The sequence below is a fragment of the Streptomyces sp. NPDC001401 genome (assembly GCF_042895385.1).
Lineage (GTDB): Bacteria > Actinomycetota > Actinomycetes > Streptomycetales > Streptomycetaceae > Streptomyces.
Genome location: NZ_JBIAWI010000022.1, coordinates 123719 through 144191, shown reverse-complemented (window position 1 = coordinate 144191; position 20473 = coordinate 123719). Strand labels below are relative to the sequence as shown.

Genomic DNA, 20473 nt, shown 5'->3' with positions numbered 1-20473 from the left:
CGGCTCCGGATCCTCACCCCTTCCAGGGCCGATCGGCGGCACACTCCTGACAAGAAGACGGAGCAACCATGTTGGTTCCCCGCAGACTCGCCGCTGCCGTCATCGCCATGGTTGTGGCGCTCATCGGCGGCACCGTAGGGACGACGACCGCATCGGCGTCCCCGTCCGAGGCCACATACACGATCTCCATCGGCTCGAAGGGCACGTACGCGCACCCGACGGACACCCCGGCGAGCACCTACATCGACAAGGACGGCACGTTCTACTTCCAGCAGTCCGCCGCGCTGTACGGGACGTCGGAGCCCCGCTACTGGGACTTCTTCACCGGCACGAACTTCGAGGATGCCAAGCGCTCGTCCGCGATCAGCGACGCGGTGAACCCCGCCAACCCCAACGACAAGAACAGGGACACGACCTGGCGGTGCAACAACAGCCCCACCGGCGTGGAGGCCACAAACGCGCCCGCCGGCTCGCGCTACTCGCAGCGCAACTACTGCGACCTGTCCGGTGTGTGGGTCGATCCGGACACCGGGGACTGGTACGGCCTGGTGCACAACGAGTTCACCCCGCAGCCCTTCGGCGACGGTATCCACTACGACGGCATCGACTACGCGGTGTCGAAGGACCAGGGCAGGACGTGGAGCATCAAAGGCCACGCCATCACCTCCCCGTACAGCACCAAGCGCGGCGACAACCAGCAGTTCCCGCACGAGACGTACTACTACGGCGATGGTGACCAGCGGCTGTTCGTCGACACCGCCTCGGGCTATTTCTACGTCTACTACGGCTCGCGGGTCGTGGAGAAGGGCGGCACCTGGAAGGCGTTCCAGGCCCACGTCGCCCGCGCGCCGATCTCGGCGAAGATGGCCCCGGGTTCCTGGCGGAAGTGGCACAACGGTTCCTGGTCGCAGCCGGGGGTGGGCGGCTTGGAGAGCAACATGGAGCCGGTGACGTCGTCGAACCCGACTGGTTACACCCCGGTCGAGCACGATTACGACCCCGCCAACCCCGGCACCGCGGCGGAGCAGATCGAGGCCGGTGAACTCCCCCCGACGTCCCCGCTGTTCGTCATGAACATCGCCTACGACGCCTACCTCGGCCTGTACATCGGCACGCCCGAGGTCGTGAAGCAGCCCGGCCCGCAGCAGTACTACGTGACGGACAACCTGGCGACCCAGAAGTGGCGCCTGGCCGGTGACTCCGGCAGTTACACGTCCAGCTCCTGGTACCGCTGGTTCCTCGACGGCGCCAACAAGACGAACTCCACCGTCGTCGGCAAGACCTTCCGGTCGTACTGCGCCATCGCCTGCGCCACCTCCGGCGGCGAGTACGCCAACGTCACCATCGACTCCAGCGAGCCCGCCAAGGCCCCCTTCGACCCGGCCCGGACCTACCGCATCACCGGCGGGAACGGCCGGCTGCTGGCCCAGGTGTCCGGCAACTCGGCCACCACCTCGCTGGCATCCGCCACCGGATCCGACCTGGAAGCGTGGTCCTTCGCGGGCAACGGCGACGGCTCGTACCGGATCACCAACGCCGCCACGGGACAGCTCCTGGGCGTCGCCAACACCTCCACCACGACCCGAGCCTGGGGAACCAAACCGACCGTGACCGCGGTCGGAACCGGCGGCCCCACCCTGGGGCAGCAGTGGTTCATCATCCCCGGCACGTCCGCCGGTGGCGGGCAGGACGGGACGTACCGTCTGGTCAACCGCTACAGCGGCCTGGTGATCGGAATGTCTGCCGACTCCGGCCGCCTCACCGAGACCACACCCGCCCGCCACTGGAGCAACACCACGGGCAACCCGGTCGGCGGCTCACGCACCGCCGCCGAGCAAGCACTGACGATGACTCCGGTCGGCTCGACCCCCGGCGGCCTCGACGGCACGCACACCCTCATCACCGGGGGCCAGGCGCTGGACGTCCCGGACTACAGCAAAGAGCCCGGCACCCAGCTCATCACCTACACCGGCAACGGCGGAGCCAACCAGAAGTGGCGGTTCACCCTGCAGCCCGACGGCTCCTATCAGCTCGTCAACGTCGCATCGGGACTGTGCGCCGACGTCAGCGGCGCCTCCACCGAGGCCGGAGCGAAGGTCATCCAGTGGACCTGCAACGGAGGCGCCAACCAGCGCTGGATCGTGACCAGGCTGCCGAGCGGTGCCTACACCGTCGCCTCGGCGAACGGGGGGCTGCTGCTCACCACCGCCTCGTCGTCCGACAAATCCCCGGTGACGCAGGAGACGAACACGAACTCCTCCCTCCAGCACTGGGCGATCGTCTGACACTCCTCGCACGGACAGATACAGGCCGGGGTCTGGCAGGTCGGACTCCTCCGCGCGCGGATACCGGGCGTCGGGCAAGAGAGGGCTCGGCCCCGTTCGTGCGGCTCGCAGTGTGCGGCCGAGAGCCGGCGAGGGAGGCGTCGAGCCCACCCGAGCCGGCGCCCGCCGAACGCTCGCGGGCGGCTCCTTCGGCGCCCGCCGCATCGCCGACCCGCACAAGGTCGTCGCCGAGTGGCGCGAGAAGGCGGACGCGAACCGCTGGTCGCTGCGCGAGACCGTGATCGCGCTTGGGCCGCAGCGCGGACACGTCGGCACCCCGTCGGGCCTCGCCGACAAGTTCGCCCACTACGTCCGGCACGGCGCCGTCGACAGCTTCAACGTCACGCCGTACCTCATCCTCGACGGCCTCGACGGCCTCGACGGCCTCGACGGCCTCGACGGCCTCGACGGCCTCGACGGCCTCGACGGCCTCGACGGCCTCGACGGCCTCGACGACATCGTCGACCTGCTCGTCCCCGAACTCCAGGAGCGTGGCGTCTACCGCACCGAGTACACCGGTACGACCCTGCGCGACCACCTGGGACCGCGTGAACCGCTCACCCACCGCACGGCGCCGGAGGTGCCGCAGGCGGGCTGAACCCGACCGCGCTCACCAGTCATTGCCGGCCGGCGGGGCCCAGTGCGGCGCGGTGGCACCGTACTGGTCCTGCCGGGGCCGGGCGGGAGCGACCGGTCCGCCGGGCTGGGCGATGCCGTGCTGCGGCGCGGGCTCTGCCGCCCGATCGACGGCGGAGGTTCGCCGGGACGGGGTCGACTTGTTCCACTCGCCGTCGCCCAGCACCAGAAGCGGGTCGAACATGACCACCACACCGGCCAGCAGCAGGAAGACGGCCGGCCCCAGGAGCATGGGCAGCAGCAGCGAGGTGGGTGACTCGCCCGCCCAGGCCTCGCTGCTGTTGCCGTGCACATGGACGCTGACGGCGGCCATGGCCGTGTAGTGCATGCCGGAGACCGCCACGCCCATGACCAGACTGGCCCCGAGACTCGTCATGAAGCCCCGGACGGTGACGGCCGCCCACAGTGCGGCGGTCGCGGCGACGATCGCGATGGCGACGGACAGGGCGACGGTGAGAGTGTCGTATCGGACGTCACCGTTCACCTCCACCGCCGCCATGCCGAGGTAGTGCATCACGGCGACACCGAGACCGGTGACCACGCCCGCGACACCCAGCGTGATCCTGCCGGCGCCGCGGTAGCCGACGATGAACACGCCGACGCCGACCACCACGATCGCCACGGCCAGGCTCAGCAGAGTGAGCCCGGTGTCGTAGCGGATGCCGGTCTCCTCGACCTGGAACCCGAGCATGGCGATGAAGTGCATCGTCCAGATCCCGCAGCCGATCGAGGCGGCGCCGAGCGCCAGCCAACCGGGCTTCCAGGACTCTTCGTCAAGCAGGGACCGGACGATGCAGCGCAGTCCCAGCGCCCCTCCCAGGCAGGCCATCAGATAAGCCGCCACCGGCGTCACCGCACCGTATCGGAACCCGTCAATCGTGCCTTGCATGTGCCCAACTCCCCCCAGAGCAGCGGCAGATCGTGGAGCAAGGTCTACGGGTAAGGGCCGCGTAAGTGCAAGGGATTACCTTTGGTAACTGAATAACTCTCAACTATCAGCGGTTGACTCCGGTCACTGTTGGGCGAGTTCCGGCCATCCGCCGATGTCGCCCGTCAATGCCAGTGGGGCAAAACGCCTCGGCATCGCCATATGTGATGTACCGGACGACTGGGGCGCGAGTTTCCGCCATGTTATCGAACACCCAAGCGCATCCCAGCTGTTGGGCAGCCAACAGCCAAGGGGTGGCAAGGATTCAGTGAGGTCACTGATTCTTCACTTTGTATTTCTACCCGCATAGACCCGGTGGTGCTGTCATGCACACACCCGCCCGGAAACCCCGGGCCCATCGCGGGAGAACCCCCATGCGTGCCACGCGCCGCCTCACCGCCACCACGGCATCCCTCACGCTCTCCGTCGCCGGTCTCATCATCGGCACCGGCTCGGCCGCACACGCGGCCAGCTGCTCGCAGTCCTACCTGCCGCTGCCGGACCCGACCTGCCAGCCCGGCGCCTACAACCCGGACGTCACCCAGTCCACGATCGACACGACGATCTGTGTGTCGGGCTGGACCGCCACCGTGCGTCCCTCCACCTCGTACACCAACGCCCTGAAGATCAAGCAGATAGCCGAGTACGGCTACTCGGACACCAGCACCGCCGACTACGAGGAGGACCACCTCGTCCCGCTCGAGCTCGGCGGCGCCCCCAAGGACGCGGAGAACCTGTGGCCGGAGCCGCGGTACGGCGACGAGACCGCCTACAGCAAGGACTCGGTGGAGAACAAGCTCAAGAAGGCCGTCTGCAACGGCACGGTCACCCTCGACGACGCGCGCAGCGCCATCGCCAGTGACTGGACCACCGCCCTGTCCTCCCTCGGCCTCAGCTGACCCCTTCGGCGACACCGTCAGGCGGTCTGCCCGCATCCCCGGCGGGCAGGCCGCCTTGTCGTACAGAGGGATAACCCTCGATTGACCGGCACCTTGCTGACATGTCCGGGTCAATACTGTCATCCTCCTCCCCAACTGCCGCGCCCACCCCCCACGTTCTCATCACGCAGTGACGGTCCCGCACAGCTCGGCTCGTCCCGGTCAGTACACCCGTCTGCCCGGTCTGTCACCGGTCGCCCCACGCGGCCGCAGCAGTAGGAGAACGAGTGAGACGCATCTCCCGCAAGCGGACCGCGGTCGGAGCCCTGGTCTCCACCGCCGCCTTCCTCGCCGTCGGCATCCAGTCGGTCCCGGCGAACGCGAAGCCCGCCGCCCCCCATCTCAGCCCCCTCCGCGCCGGGGGACTGGAGGCGAAACTGACCCGGGCGCAGCACACCGCGCTCATCAAGAGCGCGAAGCAGAAGACGACCGCGACCGCCCGCACGATCGGCCTCGGCGCCAAGGAGAAGCTGGTCGTCAAGGACGTCGTCAAGGACGTCGACGGCACCCTCCACACCCGCTACGAGCGGACCTACGCCGGCCTCCCCGTCCTCGGCGGCGACCTCGTCGTGCACACTCCGCCGGCCTCCCTGGCCGCCGGCACGGTGAGCACGACCTTCAACAACAGGCACACCGTCAAGGTCGCCTCCACCACCGCGGCCTTCACCAAGGCAGCCGTGCAGACCAAGGCCCTCAAGGCCGCCAGGTCCCTCGACGCCCAGCAGCCCACCACCGACAGCGCCCGCAAGGTCATCTGGGCGGGCACCGGCACCCCGAAGCTCGCCTGGGAGACGGTGGTCGGCGGCCTGCAGGACGACGGCACACCCAGCCAGCTGCACGTCATCACCGACGCCACCACCGGCAAGGAGCTCTACCGGTACCAGGGCATCAAGACGGGCACCGGCAACACCCAGTACAGCGGCACGGTCACGCTGAACACCACGCTGTCCGGCTCGACGTACCAGCTGTACGACACCACGCGTGGCGGCCACAAGACGTACAGCCTCAACAACGCCACCTCGGGCACCGGCACCCTGATGACCGACTCCGACGACGTCTGGGGCACCGGATCCGGGTCCAACACCCAGACCGCCGGCGCGGACGCGGCCTACGGCGCCCAGGAGACCTGGGACTTCTACAAGAACACCTTCGGCCGCAGCGGCATCAAGAACGACGGCGTCGCCGCCTACTCCCGCGTCCACTACAGCACGGCGTACGTCAACGCCTTCTGGGACGACGACTGCTTCTGCATGACCTACGGCGACGGCTCCGGCGGCACCCACGCGCTGACCTCGCTGGACGTGGCCGGCCACGAGATGAGCCACGGCGTCACGTCCAACACGGCCGGACTCGAGTACAGCGGTGAGTCCGGCGGCCTCAACGAAGCCACCTCCGACATCTTCGGCACCGGTGTGGAGTTCTACGCCAACAACAGCAGTGACGTGGGCGACTACCTCATCGGCGAGAAGATCGACATCAACGGCGACGGCACGCCGCTGCGTTACATGGACGAGCCGAGCAAGGACGGCGGCTCCGCGGACAGTTGGTACTCCGGTGTCGGCAACCTCGACGTGCACTACTCCTCGGGCCCGGCGAACCACATGTTCTACCTGCTCTCCGAGGGCAGCGGCACCAAGACCATCAACGGCGTCACCTACAACAGCCCGACCTCCGACGGCGTCGCCGTCGCCGGCATCGGCCGGGCCGCGGCCCTGCAGATCTGGTACAAGGCGCTGACCACGTACATGACGTCCAGCACCGACTACGCCGCAGCCCGCACCGCCGCCCTCAACGCCGCCGCCGCGCTGTACGGCACCGGCTCCACCCAGTACGCCGGAGTGGGCAACGCCTTCGCCGGCATCAACGTCGGCAGTCACATCACCCCGCCGACCAGCGGCGTCACGGTCACCAACCCGGGCAGCCAGTCCTCCACGGTTGGCACGGCGGTGAGCCTGCAGATCTCGGCCGGCTCCACCAACAGCGGCTCCCTGACGTACGCCGCGTCCGGACTGCCCACCGGCCTGTCGATCAACAGCTCCACGGGCGTCATCTCCGGGACTCCGACGACGGCCGGCACCTACAGCACGACCGTCACGGTGACCGACTCGACCGGCGCCACCGGCACGGCCTCCTTCACCTGGACGGTCAGTTCCAGCGGAGGCGGCAGCTGCACCTCGGCCCAACTCCTCGGAAACCAGGGCTTCGAGTCGGGCAACACCACCTGGACCGCGACCAGCGGCGTCATCACCAACGACAGCGGTGAGTCGGCGCACGGCGGCTCGTACTACGCCTGGCTGGACGGCTACGGCTCCACCCACACCGACACGCTGTCCCAGTCGGTGACCATCCCGAGCGGCTGCAAGGCGACGCTCACCTTCTACTTGCACATCGACACCTCGGAGACCACCACCAGCACCGCCTACGACAAGCTGACGGTCACCGCCGGATCGACGACCCTGGCGACGTACTCGAACCTCAACGCCGCCTCGGGCTACACCCTGAAGTCCTTCGACCTGTCGTCCCTGGCAGGCTCGACCGTCACCCTCAAGTTCAGCGGTGTCGAGGACTCCTCCCTGCAGACCAGCTTCGTCGTCGACGACACGGCTGTGACGACCAGCTGACCACACGCGCGAACAGGGCCTCACCCCGCACGGGGTGAGGCCCTTCGGTGTCGTGTCAGTTGAAGGGATCGAGCGTGAGATACGCCTGCTGCGGGCTGGAGTCGTGCACCAGCGACTCCTGGTTGCCGACGTCGTCGAAGGCGAACGCGTAGGCCTTGCCGTCGGCCATCTGCGCGTGGATGTTCCGGGCGTACTGGTTGGTCACCGCGTCCTGGTAGAAGTTGGCCGTCGTGGTGTCCGGCTGGTTCGCGTTGACCAGGAGTGTGGAGCGGTTGAAGCCCGCGCACAGAGTGCGCGAAATCGGCCCGCGCACCTGGTCGTTGGGCGCGTCGAGCAGTTTGTGGCAGCCGAAGATGCTGTCCGCATCCGGCTTCTGGAAGCTGGTGACGACCGCGCCCGAGCTGTTGGTGAAGTTCATGACGTTGCCCGAGACCTTGCCGAAGTACTTCGTGTTCGGCTGGTCGGCGAACGGCGTGACCGTCAGCGTCGACGTCGCGTACTTCTGCCAGACACGGTTGACGTAGTCGTCCATGACGGACGCCGGCAGGGCTCCGTTCTCCAGGCCGTACCCGGGCGCGAGCGCCCTCAGTACGGTGCCGTCGGAGCGCGTCTGGATCAGGTTCGCCCACCCGCCCGACTGTCCGCGCAGGGCGTTGAAGAACCCGTTGTAGCCGCCCGACTTGAGATGCCCGGTGCTGGCCGTGCTGCCGTCGCCGCGCTGCACGCCGACCGCGTAGGGGGCCGAGAACATGTCCACCTGCGTGCTGTTGAGCCACAGACCGGAGTCGTTCAGCGTGTACTCGGACCAGTTGAACAGGATGTCGCGGTTCGGGTCGCTCGGGTTCTGCACGGCGGGCTGCACCAGGCCGCCCGTGGTCAGCTTGAACACCAGCTTCTGCCCGTAGGAGAAGTAGATCCGGCCGGAGAACTTGGGGATGCGGATCGTCGTCGACTGCCCGGCGGCGGGACCGGCAATGGACGCGTCGGGCGCGGGGGTCGGCGGATTGCCGCCGGCCGGCCATGCGTGGAAGGTGCCGTTCGCGTCCGCCCAGCCCTGCTGGCCCGTCGAGAGCAGGGTGCCGAGCGTGTAGACGTAGACCGGCTCGCTGCGACCGGAGTTGTTGGTCAGCTTCAGGGGGATCGTGTCGGGCACCGCCGCGTCCGCGGACGAGGACGAGTGGACCGCGAGGACCGCGGCGAGCAGCGCGGCCGCCGCAGCCGGGGCCAGGAGCCGGTGAGTGAGCCTTCTGAGCACGCTCCACCTCCGTGGGGGGGGGGTCACTTGTTGTGGGGGGATCACCTGAGGGGGTTGGTCCGGACCTCTTTGAGAGCGCTCTCAACCTGGCATCGGGCTGCATGCATGTCAATGAGTTGAACGGAAGACGACAGAAGGCGCCCGCGGAACGAACTCCGCGGGCGCCGCCGTGTGTTCAGAAGGAGAGCATCAGAAAGCGAGCGTCAGAAAGTGCGATCGAGGAGGTCGAGCAGCGCCGCCCAGTGCCGCTCGGCGCCCTCCTTCTGATACGAGGAAGTGTCCGCCTGCGTGTACCCGTGCTGCGCGCCCGGGTAGACCTCGCAGCGGTGCCGTACGCCCGCCGCGGTGAGCGCGTCCTCCAGGCGCTGGATCTGCTCGGGCGGCAGCGACGGGTCCTGGTCGGCGTGGCCGAAGTACAGCTCGGCGGTGATGTGTTCGGCCACCAGGTGCGGGCTGTCCGGCGCATCCGTCGCCAGCTGACCGCCGTGGAAGCCGGCCGCCGCCGCGACGCGGTCCGGATAGGTGCCGGCGGTCAGCAGGGACAACCGCGCGCCCATGCAGTAGCCGGTCAGTGCGACCGGGCCGTCGGCGACGAGGGGGGAGTCGGCCAGCCACTGCAGGTACGCGGCCGCGTCCCGCATGGCCAGGTCGGGCGTCAGCGACATGATCAGCGGACCGACCTTGCCCCAGATCTCCGGACGCGCCGCGGGGTCGATGAACTCGGGCAACTCCACGACCGGCGTGCGCCCGTGGCGGTAGAACGTGTTCGGTACCAGCACCGTGTAACCGGCCTCGGCGATGCGGTCGGCCATCCCCGTCAGATGGGGACGGATCCCGAACGCGTCCATGTAGAGCAGAACACCGGGTCGAGGGCTGCCGTCGGCGGCGTGTGCCACATAGGCGTCGGCGACACCGTCCTCGGTGGTGATGTCGACGGCTGTTCCCTGAACGGAGGTCATGGGGGTACTACCTCTCTGCGCGCTCGGCGACGGCCAACTCCGCGGCCCGACGGGCCGGGTACGGTCATCGTTGCACGTGCCACCCATGTCGCCCGGGGCGCCCCCTTCCTCGTACGACCTGCGAGTTCACTCGAACCTTGTGGTGTCCCCGGCGCCCCGCCGCACGATCTCCGCCTCGCCGCCCGAGAAGTCGATGACCGTCGTCGGCTCGGTCCCGCAGTCCCCGGAGTCGACCACCGCGTCCAGTACGTGGTCGAGGCGGTCCTTGATCTCCCAGCCCTGGGTCATCGGCTCGTCCTCGTCGGGCAGGAGCAGCGTGCTGGACAGCAGCGGCTCGCCCAGCTCGGTGAGCAGGGCCTGGGTGACGACGTGGTCGGGGATGCGCACGCCGACCGTCTTCTTCTTCGGGTGCTGCAGCATGCGCGGCACCTCCTTCGTCGCCGGCAGGATGAAGGTGTAACTGCCGGGCGTCGACGCCTTGATCGCGCGGAACACGTCGTTGTCGACCCGTACGAACTGGCCGAGCTGCGAGAAGTCCTGGCAGACGAGGGTGAAGTGGTGCCGGTCGTCCAGGTGGCGGATGGTCCGGATCCGCTCGATGCCGTCGCGGCTGCCCAGCCGGCAGCCCAGCGCGTAGCAGGAGTCCGTCGGATACGCGATGAGCGCGTCCGCACGGATGCTGTCGGCGACCTGGGCGATGGTGCGCGGCTGGGGGTTTTCGGGGTGCACGTCGAAGTACTTCGCCATCCGCCGAGCTTATGCCGTGCTGACCTTGGCGACGAACGCGGCGACGTTCGCCACGGTGCGCCGGATCTTCTCCTCCAGGGTGATCGTCTCGTGCAGCCGCGCCCCGATGCCCGCGTCCCGTTTGCCCCGCACGTACAGCGAACAGGCGAGGTCGCTGCATATGTAGGCGCCCACCGAGTTGCCCTGCTGCCCGGCCTTGCCCGCCTTGGGTGCGACCATCAGGGAGACGCCGCCGGAGTGCGTGGTCAGGCACATCGTGCACATGCTGCGCCGCGTCTGCCCGAAGGCGGGGGCGGAGCTGCGCAGGGCGACGGCCCTGGGCCGGCCGTCGCTCCACTCGGTGACCAGGTAGGCGCGGTCGGGGGCCTGGGGATCGCGCCAGCCGAGGTAGTCCAGGTCGTCCCAGGGGCGGTCGGCCAGGTCGCGCGGGACGGAAAGGCGCTTCGCCTCGCCCTTGGTGCAGTTCACGAAGGCGGCGCGGATCTCTTGCTCGGTCAGCGGTTCCATAAGCTCACGCTAATTTGCCTAAACACTTTAGGCAAATGCATAATCGACATGGCGAGAGGGAGGGCGGACATGGCGCGCGTAGGGCTGACCACGGAACGTGTGGTCCGGGCAGGTGCCGAGCTGGCGGACGAGGTCGGCTTCGACCAGGTGACCGTCTCCGAGCTGGCCCGCCGGTTCGACGTCAAGGTCGCGAGCCTGTACTCGCACGTGAAGAGCTCCCAGGACCTCAAGACGCGGATCGCCCTGTACGCCCTGGAGGAGCTCGCCGACCGGGCCGCCGACGCCCTCGCGGGCCGCGCCGGCAAGGACGCCCTGATCGCCTTCGCCGACGCCTACCGCGACTACGGCCGGGACCACCCCGGCCGCGCGGCCGCCGCCCGGCTGCGGCTGGACCCCGAGACCGCGGCCGCCAGCGCGGGCGTCAGACACGCCCAGATGACCCGCGCGATCCTGCGCGGCTACGACCTGACGGAGCCGGACGAGACGCACGCCGTACGGCTGCTGGGCAGCGTCTTCCACGGCTTCTCGAGTCTGGAGACGGCGGGCGGCTTCAGCCACAGCGCCCCCGACTCGCAGGAGACCTGGACGCGGATCCTGGACGCCCTCGACGCCCTGCTGCGCAACTGGCCCGCCCCACCCACCACTTGATCGACAGGCTGAGGACATGCCCACCGAGCACGACTGGATCACCACGCCCGTCACCGCCGACCTGCTGCGCGGCGCCCTCGACGTGGAGCGCACCGAGCGCGGCGTGCTGCCGCACCGGCTGCCCGCCCGGGCCCGCGCCCAGTGCACCGACCCGCAGCTGGCGAGCGCCGAGTCCCAGCCCTCGGGCGTACGGCTGGCCTTCCGCACGCGCGCGACGGCCGTCGAACTCGACACCCTGCCCACCAAGCGCGTCTACGTCGGCGCCCCGCCCCGTCCCGACGGCGTGTACGACCTCCTCGTCGACGGCCGCCCGGCCGGCCGGGGGAGTGTCACGGGCGGCAACACCATGACCATCGACATGATCGCCGGCACGGCCGAACTTCGGCCCGGCCCCGTGGGCACACTCCGCTTCACCGACCTGCCCGACGGGGTCAAGGACGTCGAGATCTGGCTCCCGCACAACGAGACCACCGAGCTGGTCGCCCTGCGCACCGACGCCCCCGTGGCGCCCACCCCGCCCAGCGGCCGCAAGGTGTGGCTGCACCACGGCAGTTCGATCAGCCACGGCTCCGACGCGGCGAGCCCCACCACCACCTGGCCCGCACTCGCCGCCTCCCTGGGCGGCGTCGACCTGATCAACCTGGGTCTGGGCGGCAGCGCCCTGCTCGACCCGTTCACCGCGCGCACCCTGCGCGACACCCCCGCCGACCTGATCAGCGTCAAGATCGGCATCAACCTGGTCAACACCGACCTGATGCGCCTGCGCGCCTTCACCCCCGCGGTCCACGGCTTCCTCGACACCGTCCGCGAGGGCCACCCCACGACCCCGCTGCTGGTCGTCTCGCCCATCCTGTGCCCGATGCACGAGGACACGCCCGGACCCAGCGTCCTGGACGTGACTTCCCTGAGCGGCGGTCAACTGCAGTTCCACGCCATGGGCGATCCCGCGGAACGCGCGAGCGGGAAACTGGCCCTCGGCGTCATCCGGGACGAGCTGGCCCGCATCGTGGCCCAGCGGGCCGCCGAGGATCCGAACCTGAACTACCTTGACGGCCGCGAACTCTACGGCGAGGCCGACTTCGCCGAACTGCCGCTGCCCGACGAGCTCCACCCGGACGCCGCCACCCACCTCCGCATCGGCGAACGCTTCGCCGCACTGGCCTTCACCCCGGGCCGCGTCTTCGCCGGCCGCACCAGCTGAAACGTCCGCTCCCCGCCGCACGCAACCCGTAGGTACTCAACCAACGGGCACACGTGAGGTAACGTCCCCGACCGAAATGCCGAGGTCGATGCGATGGACGAGGAGAAGGCCGACATGGCTGGCCGAAAGGACGGGGCCCGCCCTGCACAGGTGACGGACGCCGGAGGCGGCGATACGTGGGCGCAGGAACTGCTCGATCACCTGCGGCCCACGGGGCGGGACATCCGCCGGCTCGTCGCCTGGCTCGCCGACGCCGTGCAGGGGACGGCCTGTCTGCAGGACGGCACCGGCCGGCTCCTCGCCGGAACACCGACACCGCTGGACGAGAACCTTGCCGCGGACCTCGTCTCCGGCCGGATCGCCTCCGCGGCCTGGGACGACACCGGACGCCATCTGCGGCTCGTCAGGGTGGAGCAGCCGCAGCCCGCCGCGGCCGGTGTCCTGGCGGTGTCCCGCCCGGCCCCCTTCGACCGCCGGACCTCCGACATCGTGACCCACACCGCCCAGGTGGTCGAACTCCTGCTCAGGGCACGCGAGTCGACCACCGCCGGACGCCGTCTCCAACGCGCCGCCTCCGATCTGCGCCTGGCGATCCTGCAACTGCTGATGGTCGAGGACACCGTCTCTGCCCGCCGCGTCGCCGCAGGTCTGTGGCCCGGTCTGCTCGACACAGACACCGCCTGCGTCTATGTGCTCGAGGGCTGCGCCGAGGACCGCGACCGCCTCGCCGAGGAGTGCCTCAGCGCGACGGAGGAGCAGGTGCTGGTCGTGCGCTGTCCCGCCGTCGATGCGCACGTCATCGTGGTCGCTCCCGGTGACGCGTCCGCAGGGGAACTGCGCTCCCTGATCGGCCGACGGCCGGGCACCTTCCTCGGCGGCAGCGCCCCGCAGAGCCTCGCCCGCACGGCCACCGCCTACGGACAGGCCGTGAGCGCGCTGGCCGTCGCCCGCTTCCGGCCCGACAAGCAGGCCGTATACGCCGAACGCACCCACCCCGAACGCCTGATGGACCCGGCCGAGCTGCACGGCTGGACGACCCAAGTGCTGCGCCCGCTCGACACCCTGGCGCACCACACCCGCGCCGAACTCCTCGCCACCACCCGGCTGGGCCTGGAGTTCACCGCCGTGAACGCCGCCAAGGTGCTCGGCGTCAGCCGCAACACCGTCCGCGCCCGCATGGAGCGCGTGGAGGCCCTGCTGCACGCGGACTTCTCCGATCTCACCGCCCGCGCCGTCGTCCACCTCGCGCTCAACACCTGGATCGGCCTGTCGGCACAGCCGCGCGAGACCGGCCCCGCCGGGGCGCCCCATCCCCGGCTCGGCGAGCTGCTGGCCGGCCCTGCCCTGCGCACCTGGGCGAGCGACCTGCTCGCCCGCCTCGACACCGACGCCCGCGATCTGCGCCGTACCCTGCGCACCTGGATCGCCGCCGGCGGCAACGCCGAACGCGCCGCGCAGATCCTGGGCGTCCATGCGCAGACGGTGCGTGAGCACGTGCGCAGCGCGGAACCCGTCCTCGAACGCCAGCTGCTCGCCGCCGGCAGCGACCTCTACGAAGTCGTCCTTGCCCACCTGGCCCTCGGCGACCTCGACCAGCCCGATCTCCGCCGGGCGAACCGGGACCATCCGGACTCACCTGTGCACGAGTGAGCCGTGCGGACACCGCAGCGGGCACCGACGCGGTTCACAACCGATCCGCCCTGGACGTAGGTTCGACGGACCGCGGGGGCACGACCGGAACGGGGGACCGGTCGGGCCCCCTTGCGGTTCTACGCGTGCAGCCGCACCGGCACCTCCTGCCAGCCGAACGCGATGAGCGACGGCACCTGCCGCAACTCGTCCCCGCCGACGGCCAGCCGCAGCTCGGGGAAGCGCTCGAACAGAGCCGGCAGCGCGGTCAGCGCCTCCGCCCGGGCCAGCGGAGCGCCGATGCACCGGTGCACGCCGATCCCGAACGCCAGATGGTCGTCGGCCCCGCGCGCCGCGTCGAAGGCGTCCGCGTCCGCCCCATAATGCGCGGGATCCAGCCCCGCGGCGGCATACGTCGTGACGATGGCGTCACCCGCCGGGATCGTGACGTCGCCGACCACGATGTCGCGGACGGCGAACCGCAGCGGCAGCGAGGCGATCGACGGGTGCACCCGCAGCGTCTCGTCGACGACCGCCTCCCAGCCGATCTTCCCGGCCCGTACGGCGGCCAGCTGCTCGGGGTGCCGGAGCAGCGCGACGACCGCGTTGCCGATGAGGTTGACGGTGGTCTCGAACCCGGCCCCGATCACCAGCAGCAGCGTGTACAGCAGTTCCTCGTCGCTGAGCCGGTCGCCGTCCTCGTCCCGTACCCGGATCAGCTCGGTGGTCAGATCGTCCCCGGGCTGCTCGCTGCGGTGGGCGATCAGTGCCGGCAGCACCGTCTGGATCTGCTGCTGCACCAACGCGGCGTGCTGTGGGCTCGGGTCGGAGGTGTCCATGATGGCCGCGATCAGGCGGCGGGTGTCGTCCACCAACTCGTCCGGCACTCCGAACAGTTCACAGATGATCCGCATGGGCAGGGGCTGCGCGAGCGCCGCCTTGGCGTCGACCACCCGGCCGTCGGCGCCTGCCGCCGCCAGCCCGTCGAGCAGCTCCGCGGTGATCGCCTCCACCCGCGCCCGCATCTTCTCGGTACGCCGGTGCGTGAAGCTCGGCGCCACCAGCTTGCGCAGCCGCGCGTGGTCGCCGCCGTACGTGGAGAGCATGTTGACCACGCCCACCCAGCCCAATATCCAGCCCCAGGACGGGTGTTCATCGATCTCGGGCCACAGCTTCCAGTGCAGCCGGGGGTCCCTGCTGACCTGCGGGTCGAGGATCAGGCCCTTGAGGGTGTCGTAGCCGGTGGGCGCCCAGGCGGGGATGCCGCCCGGCAGCTCGACGGGCACGATCGGCCCGAGGGCGCGCAGGCGGGCGCTCTCGCCGGGGATGTCGGCGCCGAGCGGGTCGATGACAAAGCGGTCGATGCGGTCGGTGACGGTCACGACGGATCTCCCAGAACAGAAGCCGGGCAGGGCACAGTCCGCGGCCCCTGGGGCCGACACTCGCAGCACAGTACACACCGTCACCGATCACTCTCGCACGGTTGAGCGAAACTCGGCCACCTGATCCCCGACCTTTGATTCCTTCTGCGCCAAGTGTCTGAATGTCCGTACGGGAAAGGCGAGTTGACGCGCACCGTCGGCGCCGTGCCTTCCGGTGATGCCGGCCGCTCGGCATGGTTGTCGGATCATCGATTGGCCCATTCGGGGGGTGTGCTCACCCGACCAGGTGAGCGCCGGCCGCCACGCGTATCACCGCCGCCGCCCCCACGTTGCCCCGGCATGAACCGAACCGCACTGGAGCCGTGTCGCCCGCTCGCAGGCCAGCCCGATCCCGATTCTCGCGCCGAGCCGACCCATGGGTCCGGCTCCGGTTCCCTCCCGCCGATCTACGCCCAGCTCGTCGCCGAATGGCGGGCGCGAGGCCGCGAAGTGCCGGACCGACCGGAAGTGCAGTGGGTCTCCTTCGCCGCCCTCCCGGACGACGGCCGACGAGGCTAGCCACTCCCTCAAGCGGCCAGCGCGCGATACGACTGCCAAGACAAGTGATTCTGCTATCGATGCTTGATGCGGCAATGTTTTCTGTCGTAGCCTCCAAGGGTTCCGTCGTGCCCAGAGTTCGGGGATTCCATGGACCGCGCCCGTTTGCAGCTCCTGCTCGCCCGCGAGAAGGAGCAGGCCGCGCACCGCTGCCCGCGTTCGAGGGACGCCTACGCGCGGGCCGACCATCTCTTCGGGCGCGTGCCGATGACGTGGATGAACAAGACGGCGGGTGCCTTCCCCCGATACCTGGCGACCGCCCGCGGCGCCCGTGTCACGGACATCGACGGGCACGAGTACGTCGACTTCTGCCTCGGGGACACCGGAGCGATGGCCGGTCACTCCCCGGCGGTCGTGGCCGACGCGGTCCAGCGCCGGTTCGCCGGCCTGGGCGGTGCCACTGCGATGCTGCCCACCGAGGACGCCGAGTGGGTCGGCGCCGAGCTGACCCGCCGCTTCGGCCTGGCCCGCTGGAGCTTTTCGCTGACGGCGACCGACGCCAACCGGTGGGCGATCCGGCTCGCCCGGGCCGTCACCGGCCGCTCCAAGATCCTGGTGAACAGTTACAGCTACCACGGCAGCGTCGACGAGTCGCTCATCGTCGTCGGACCGGACGGCAGGGGAGTGGCCCGCCCCGGAAACGTCGGCGCCCCCTGCGACGTCACGCTGACCAGCCGCGTCGCGGAATTCAACGACCTGGAGCAGCTGGAGCGCGAACTCGCCCACGGCGACGTGGCCGCCGTCCTGATGGAACCCGCCCTCACCAACATCGGCATCGTGCTGCCCGAACCCGGCTACCTCGGGGGCGTCCGTGAGCTGACCCGCCGCCACGGCACCCTGCTCATCAACGACGAGACCCACACCTTCTCCGCCGGGCCGGGCGGCTGCACCGCCGCCTGGGACCTGGAGCCCGATCTGCTCACCATCGGCAAGGCGATCGGCGGCGGCATCCCGGCCGGCGCCTACGGCCTGTCCGCCGAGCTCGCGGACCGTCTCCTCGACCGCGCCGACCTCGACCTGGTCGACATGGGCGGTGTCGGTGGCACCCTGGCCGGCAACGCCCTCTCGGTCGCCGCCATGCGCGCCACGCTGGAACACGTTCTGACCGACGAGGCGTTCGCCCGCATGGCCAAACTGTCCGAACGCTTCGAAGCGGGCGCACGCGCGGCCATCGACGCCCACGCCCTGCCCTGGTCGGTCAGTCGGCTCGGCGCCCGCACCGAGTACCGCTTCGCCTCCCCGGCGCCCCGCACCGGCACCGAGTCCGCGGCCGCCGGCGACCCTGAACTGGAGGACTTCCTCCACCTCTATCTGGCCAACCGGGGCATCCTGCTGACCCCGTTCCACAACATGGCACTCATGTGCCCGGACACCACCGACCAGGACGTCGACACCCACACCGAGGTCTTCGCCGCAGCCCTGGCCGCCCTGGCGGGCTGAGCAGCACCGACGGGACCGGGCAGGTCGGCGGGAACAGGAGAACGACGCACGTGGACGACATCGACCGGGCCATCCTGCGCGAACTGCAGACCGACGGTCGCATCGCCTATGCCGACCTCGGCCCCAAGGTCGGCCTCTCGGCGTCGGCGGCCCGCCAGCGCCTGCAGCGGCTGATGGACTCCAAGGCCGTCCAGGTCGTCGGAGTCACCGACCCGATGTCCATGGGCGGACAGGCCATGGCCCTGCTCGGCATCGGTGTCGACGGTGACCCGCGCGCGGTCGCCGACGAACTGGCCGCTCGCTCCGAGGTCGTCTACTCGGTGCTGACCTCCGGCGGCTTCGACCTGTTCGCCGAGGTGGTCGCGGCGGGCCCGCGCGAGCTGCTGGACTTCGTCAACGACGTCGTACGGCCGATCGAAGGGGTCCGGCAGATCCAGTCGTTCCCGTACTTCGGCATCCACACGCACCGCTTCCTCTGGGACGTCGGCTGATTGCCTGGTGCGGCGCCTGGAGACGTGCGCAACGCGCATGCCCCAACTCCCGTTTGATACCCAGCGTTTACAGGGGTTGGATCGACAGGCCAGGGGGAGTTGCTACAGTGCTACTCACCGGTAGCAAGCTGCACGGGGCAGGGGGAGCCGGCGTACCGCGGCTCCCCGGACGACTGGTCGAGTCGACCGGTCCGGCAAGGGGGCCGGACCGGCAGCGGCTGCTGCGCACCCATGTCGCGCAGCCATCGAACTCCAGTTCCCTGCCCATCGATTCAGACAGGTGAGACTCTTCCCATGGCTCGTTCCCTGGTCGACTTACTGACCGAGCACGCCACGCAACAGCCCGATCGGACCGCCTACCGCTACCTCGTCACCGGTGACTGCGACGGAGAGATCCAGGAGATCACTTACGCCGGGCTCGCTCGCCGTTCCCACGCCGTCGCCGCCTGGCTGCAGGAGCGCGGGCTGACCGGCTCTCGCGCCATGCTGCTGCACCCGCCCGGCCTGGAGTTCATCAGCGGATACCTGGGCTGCCTCGCGGCCGGCGTCGTCGCCGTTCCCGGCGTGCCCCCGCAGGGCAGCGCACACAACCACCGCGCCCTGACCCGGATGAAGCGCCTGCTGGCCGACGCGGACGCCAAGGCGATCCTCGGCGGCCGTGAAGTGATCGCTGCCCTGGCCGGCATGGCGGAGCACCTGCCGGAACTGGCCGACATCACCTGCGTCGCCACCGAGGACATCCCCGACGAGGCCGCCGACGCCTGGCGCGCCCCCGACCTCACCCCCGACTCGGTCGCCTTCCTCCAGTACACCTCCGGCTCCACCTCCGCCCCCAAGGGCGTGGCCGTCACCCACGGCAACCTGCTCGACAACGAGCGGATCATCACCGAACGGATGGGCCACACACCGGAGGTCATCGAGGAGTACGGCCGCGAACTTTTCGTCAGCTGGCTGCCCATGTACCACGACATGGGCCTCATCGGCCCGGTTCTGAACACGGTCCACCTCGGCATCACCACCACCCTCTTCTCCCCGCTGCACTTCCTGCAGCAGCCCGACCGCTGGCTGAAGGCCATCAGCCGCTACCGCCCGCACACCAGCGGCGGCCCCAACTTCGCCTACGAACTGAGCCTGAAGCACGCCACCGACGAACTCGTCGACGGCCTCGACCTGAGTTCGTGGAAGGTGGCCTTCAACGGCGCCGAACCGATACGCGCCGCCACTCTGCGCCGCTTCACCGAGACCTTCGCCCCGGCCGGCTTCCGCCGCGAGGCCCACTACCCCTGCTACGGCCTCGCCGAGGCGACACTGATGGTCACCGGCGCCTCCGTGGACACCCCGCCAACGCTCCTCGCCGCCACGGACCTCGGCCCGCACGCCGGCGAGGCGGATGCGGCCGCGGTCGGCTGCGGGCGCCCCGGCCCCGGCCTCACGGTGACGATCGCGGACCCGGAACAGGCCACGGAACTCCCCGAGGGCCAGGTCGGCGAGATCTGGGTGAGCGGCGCGAGCGTCGCCAAGGGCTACTGGCGCAACACCCTGGCCACCCGCGAAACCTTCCGCGCCACCCTGACCGGCCGCGAAGGCCGCTTCCTGCGCACGGGCGACCTCGGATTCCTGCGCGACGGCGAACTCTTCGTCACCGGCCGCCTCAAGGACCTGATCGTCATCGACGGACGCAACCACTACCCGCAGGACCTGGAACTGTCCGCCGAGATGTGCCACCCGGCCCTGCGCCCCGGCTGCACCGCCGCCTTCTCCGTCCCCGTCGACGAAGGAGTCGAAGGAGAGCAGGTCGTCCTCGTCGCCGAGGTGGCCCCGGACGCCTCCGGCGACTCGGAGAAGATCATCGACCTGATCCGCAGCGCGCTCGGCGAGGCTCATGGCCTGTCCGTGCGTGACGTCGTCCTGGTCCATCCCGGCACGATTCCCAAGACGTCCAGCGGGAAGATCCAGCGCCAGGCGACCCGGACGGCCCATCTGGCCGGCGCCCTCTCGGTGGTCACCACACCCGCCGCGCGCTGACACCGCCGCCTGTCTGCGCCGCCCTGCGGCACAACTCCCGTACGCCGTCCGCCCGTTCGGCTGTACGTCGCCCACCGCGCCGTCACGCCTCTACGCCGGCCGTATCGCGCGTACGGAAAAACTCACCGAGCCCGAGTTCACGAGG

General features: G+C 69.9%; 17 protein-coding genes. 11 read left to right on the top strand and 6 right to left on the bottom strand.

The features are described from left to right. Positions 1 to 68 precede the first annotated feature (68 nt). Together ACFY10_RS46630 and ACFY10_RS46625 are read left to right on the top strand one after the other, a co-directional pair. Positions 69 to 2285, top strand: a complete 2217-nt coding sequence (locus ACFY10_RS46630) for an RICIN domain-containing protein (RefSeq protein WP_390671463.1) — start codon at positions 69 to 71, stop codon at positions 2283 to 2285. A 112-nt stretch (positions 2286 to 2397) separates the two neighbouring features. After that, positions 2398 to 2922, top strand: a complete 525-nt coding sequence (locus tag ACFY10_RS46625; protein ID WP_390671462.1) for a hypothetical protein — start codon at positions 2398 to 2400, stop codon at positions 2920 to 2922. A gap of 12 nt (positions 2923 to 2934) precedes the next feature. On the opposite strand, the gene ACFY10_RS46620 is transcribed toward ACFY10_RS46625, so the two are convergent. Further along, positions 2935 to 3849, bottom strand: a complete 915-nt coding sequence (locus ACFY10_RS46620; protein WP_390671461.1) for an MHYT domain-containing protein — start codon at positions 3847 to 3849, stop codon at positions 2935 to 2937. A 413-nt stretch (positions 3850 to 4262) separates the two neighbouring features. On the opposite strand from ACFY10_RS46620, the gene ACFY10_RS46615 reads away from it, so the two are divergent. Beyond that, entirely contained in the window at positions 4263 to 4787 is a 525-nt protein-coding gene (locus ACFY10_RS46615) for a hypothetical protein (RefSeq protein ID WP_390671460.1), read from the top strand. A gap of 266 nt (positions 4788 to 5053) precedes the next feature. Next, the gene (locus ACFY10_RS46610) at positions 5054 to 7447 is read left to right on the top strand and encodes a M4 family metallopeptidase (protein WP_390671459.1); all 2394 of its coding nucleotides are present in this window, start codon (positions 5054 to 5056) and stop codon (positions 7445 to 7447) included. 55 nt (positions 7448 to 7502) lie between these two features. On the opposite strand, the gene ACFY10_RS46605 is transcribed toward ACFY10_RS46610, so the two are convergent. The 4 genes from ACFY10_RS46605 to ACFY10_RS46590 all read right to left on the bottom strand — a co-directional run bounded on the left by ACFY10_RS46605 (position 7503) and on the right by ACFY10_RS46590 (position 10915). Continuing rightward, on the bottom strand, positions 7503 to 8702 hold the full coding sequence (locus ACFY10_RS46605) for a glycoside hydrolase family 64 protein (RefSeq protein WP_390671458.1): 1200 nt from the start codon (positions 8700 to 8702) through the stop codon (positions 7503 to 7505). Positions 8703 to 8905: 203 nt separating this feature from the next. Continuing rightward, positions 8906 to 9661: a dienelactone hydrolase family protein gene (locus tag ACFY10_RS46600; RefSeq protein WP_390671457.1), complete on the bottom strand. Its 756-nt coding sequence runs from the start codon at positions 9659 to 9661 to the stop codon at positions 8906 to 8908. A gap of 126 nt (positions 9662 to 9787) precedes the next feature. Beyond that, positions 9788 to 10408, bottom strand: coding sequence for an L-threonylcarbamoyladenylate synthase (locus ACFY10_RS46595; protein WP_390671456.1), 621 nt, complete (start codon positions 10406 to 10408; stop codon positions 9788 to 9790). A 9-nt stretch (positions 10409 to 10417) separates the two neighbouring features. Next, positions 10418 to 10915 carry an FBP domain-containing protein gene (locus ACFY10_RS46590; RefSeq protein ID WP_390671455.1) on the bottom strand — a complete coding sequence of 166 codons (498 nt, stop codon included), beginning with the start codon at positions 10913 to 10915 and terminating at the stop codon, positions 10418 to 10420. A 69-nt stretch (positions 10916 to 10984) separates the two neighbouring features. On the opposite strand from ACFY10_RS46590, the gene ACFY10_RS46585 reads away from it, so the two are divergent. The 3 genes from ACFY10_RS46585 (at position 10985) to ACFY10_RS46575 (ending at position 14414) form a co-directional block, all read left to right on the top strand. Then, complete coding sequence (locus tag ACFY10_RS46585; protein ID WP_390671454.1) at positions 10985 to 11563, top strand: TetR/AcrR family transcriptional regulator; 579 nt, start codon at positions 10985 to 10987, stop codon at positions 11561 to 11563. A 16-nt stretch (positions 11564 to 11579) separates the two neighbouring features. Beyond that, entirely contained in the window at positions 11580 to 12764 is a 1185-nt protein-coding gene (locus ACFY10_RS46580) for a GDSL-type esterase/lipase family protein (RefSeq protein ID WP_390671453.1), read from the top strand. Between the two features lie 114 nt (positions 12765 to 12878). Continuing rightward, positions 12879 to 14414, top strand: a complete 1536-nt coding sequence (locus tag ACFY10_RS46575) for a helix-turn-helix domain-containing protein (RefSeq protein ID WP_390671452.1) — start codon at positions 12879 to 12881, stop codon at positions 14412 to 14414. A 119-nt stretch (positions 14415 to 14533) separates the two neighbouring features. On the opposite strand, the gene ACFY10_RS46570 is transcribed toward ACFY10_RS46575, so the two are convergent. Further along, positions 14534 to 15775, bottom strand: a complete 1242-nt coding sequence (locus tag ACFY10_RS46570) for a cytochrome P450 (RefSeq protein WP_390671451.1) — start codon at positions 15773 to 15775, stop codon at positions 14534 to 14536. Between the two features lie 339 nt (positions 15776 to 16114). Between ACFY10_RS46570 and ACFY10_RS46565 the strand changes: the two genes are divergently transcribed. The 4 genes from ACFY10_RS46565 (at position 16115) to ACFY10_RS46550 (ending at position 20328) form a co-directional block, all read left to right on the top strand. After that, positions 16115 to 16333: a hypothetical protein gene (locus ACFY10_RS46565; RefSeq protein ID WP_390671450.1), complete on the top strand. Its 219-nt coding sequence runs from the start codon at positions 16115 to 16117 to the stop codon at positions 16331 to 16333. Between the two features lie 129 nt (positions 16334 to 16462). Continuing rightward, complete coding sequence (locus ACFY10_RS46560) at positions 16463 to 17812, top strand: transaminase (protein WP_390671449.1); 1350 nt, start codon at positions 16463 to 16465, stop codon at positions 17810 to 17812. A gap of 50 nt (positions 17813 to 17862) precedes the next feature. After that, positions 17863 to 18303 carry an Lrp/AsnC family transcriptional regulator gene (locus ACFY10_RS46555; protein WP_390671448.1) on the top strand — a complete coding sequence of 147 codons (441 nt, stop codon included), beginning with the start codon at positions 17863 to 17865 and terminating at the stop codon, positions 18301 to 18303. Between the two features lie 294 nt (positions 18304 to 18597). Further along, positions 18598 to 20328 (top strand): fatty acyl-AMP ligase, encoded by a 1731-nt coding sequence (locus ACFY10_RS46550; protein WP_390671447.1) that lies wholly within the window; start codon positions 18598 to 18600, stop codon positions 20326 to 20328. Positions 20329 to 20473 lie beyond the last annotated feature (145 nt).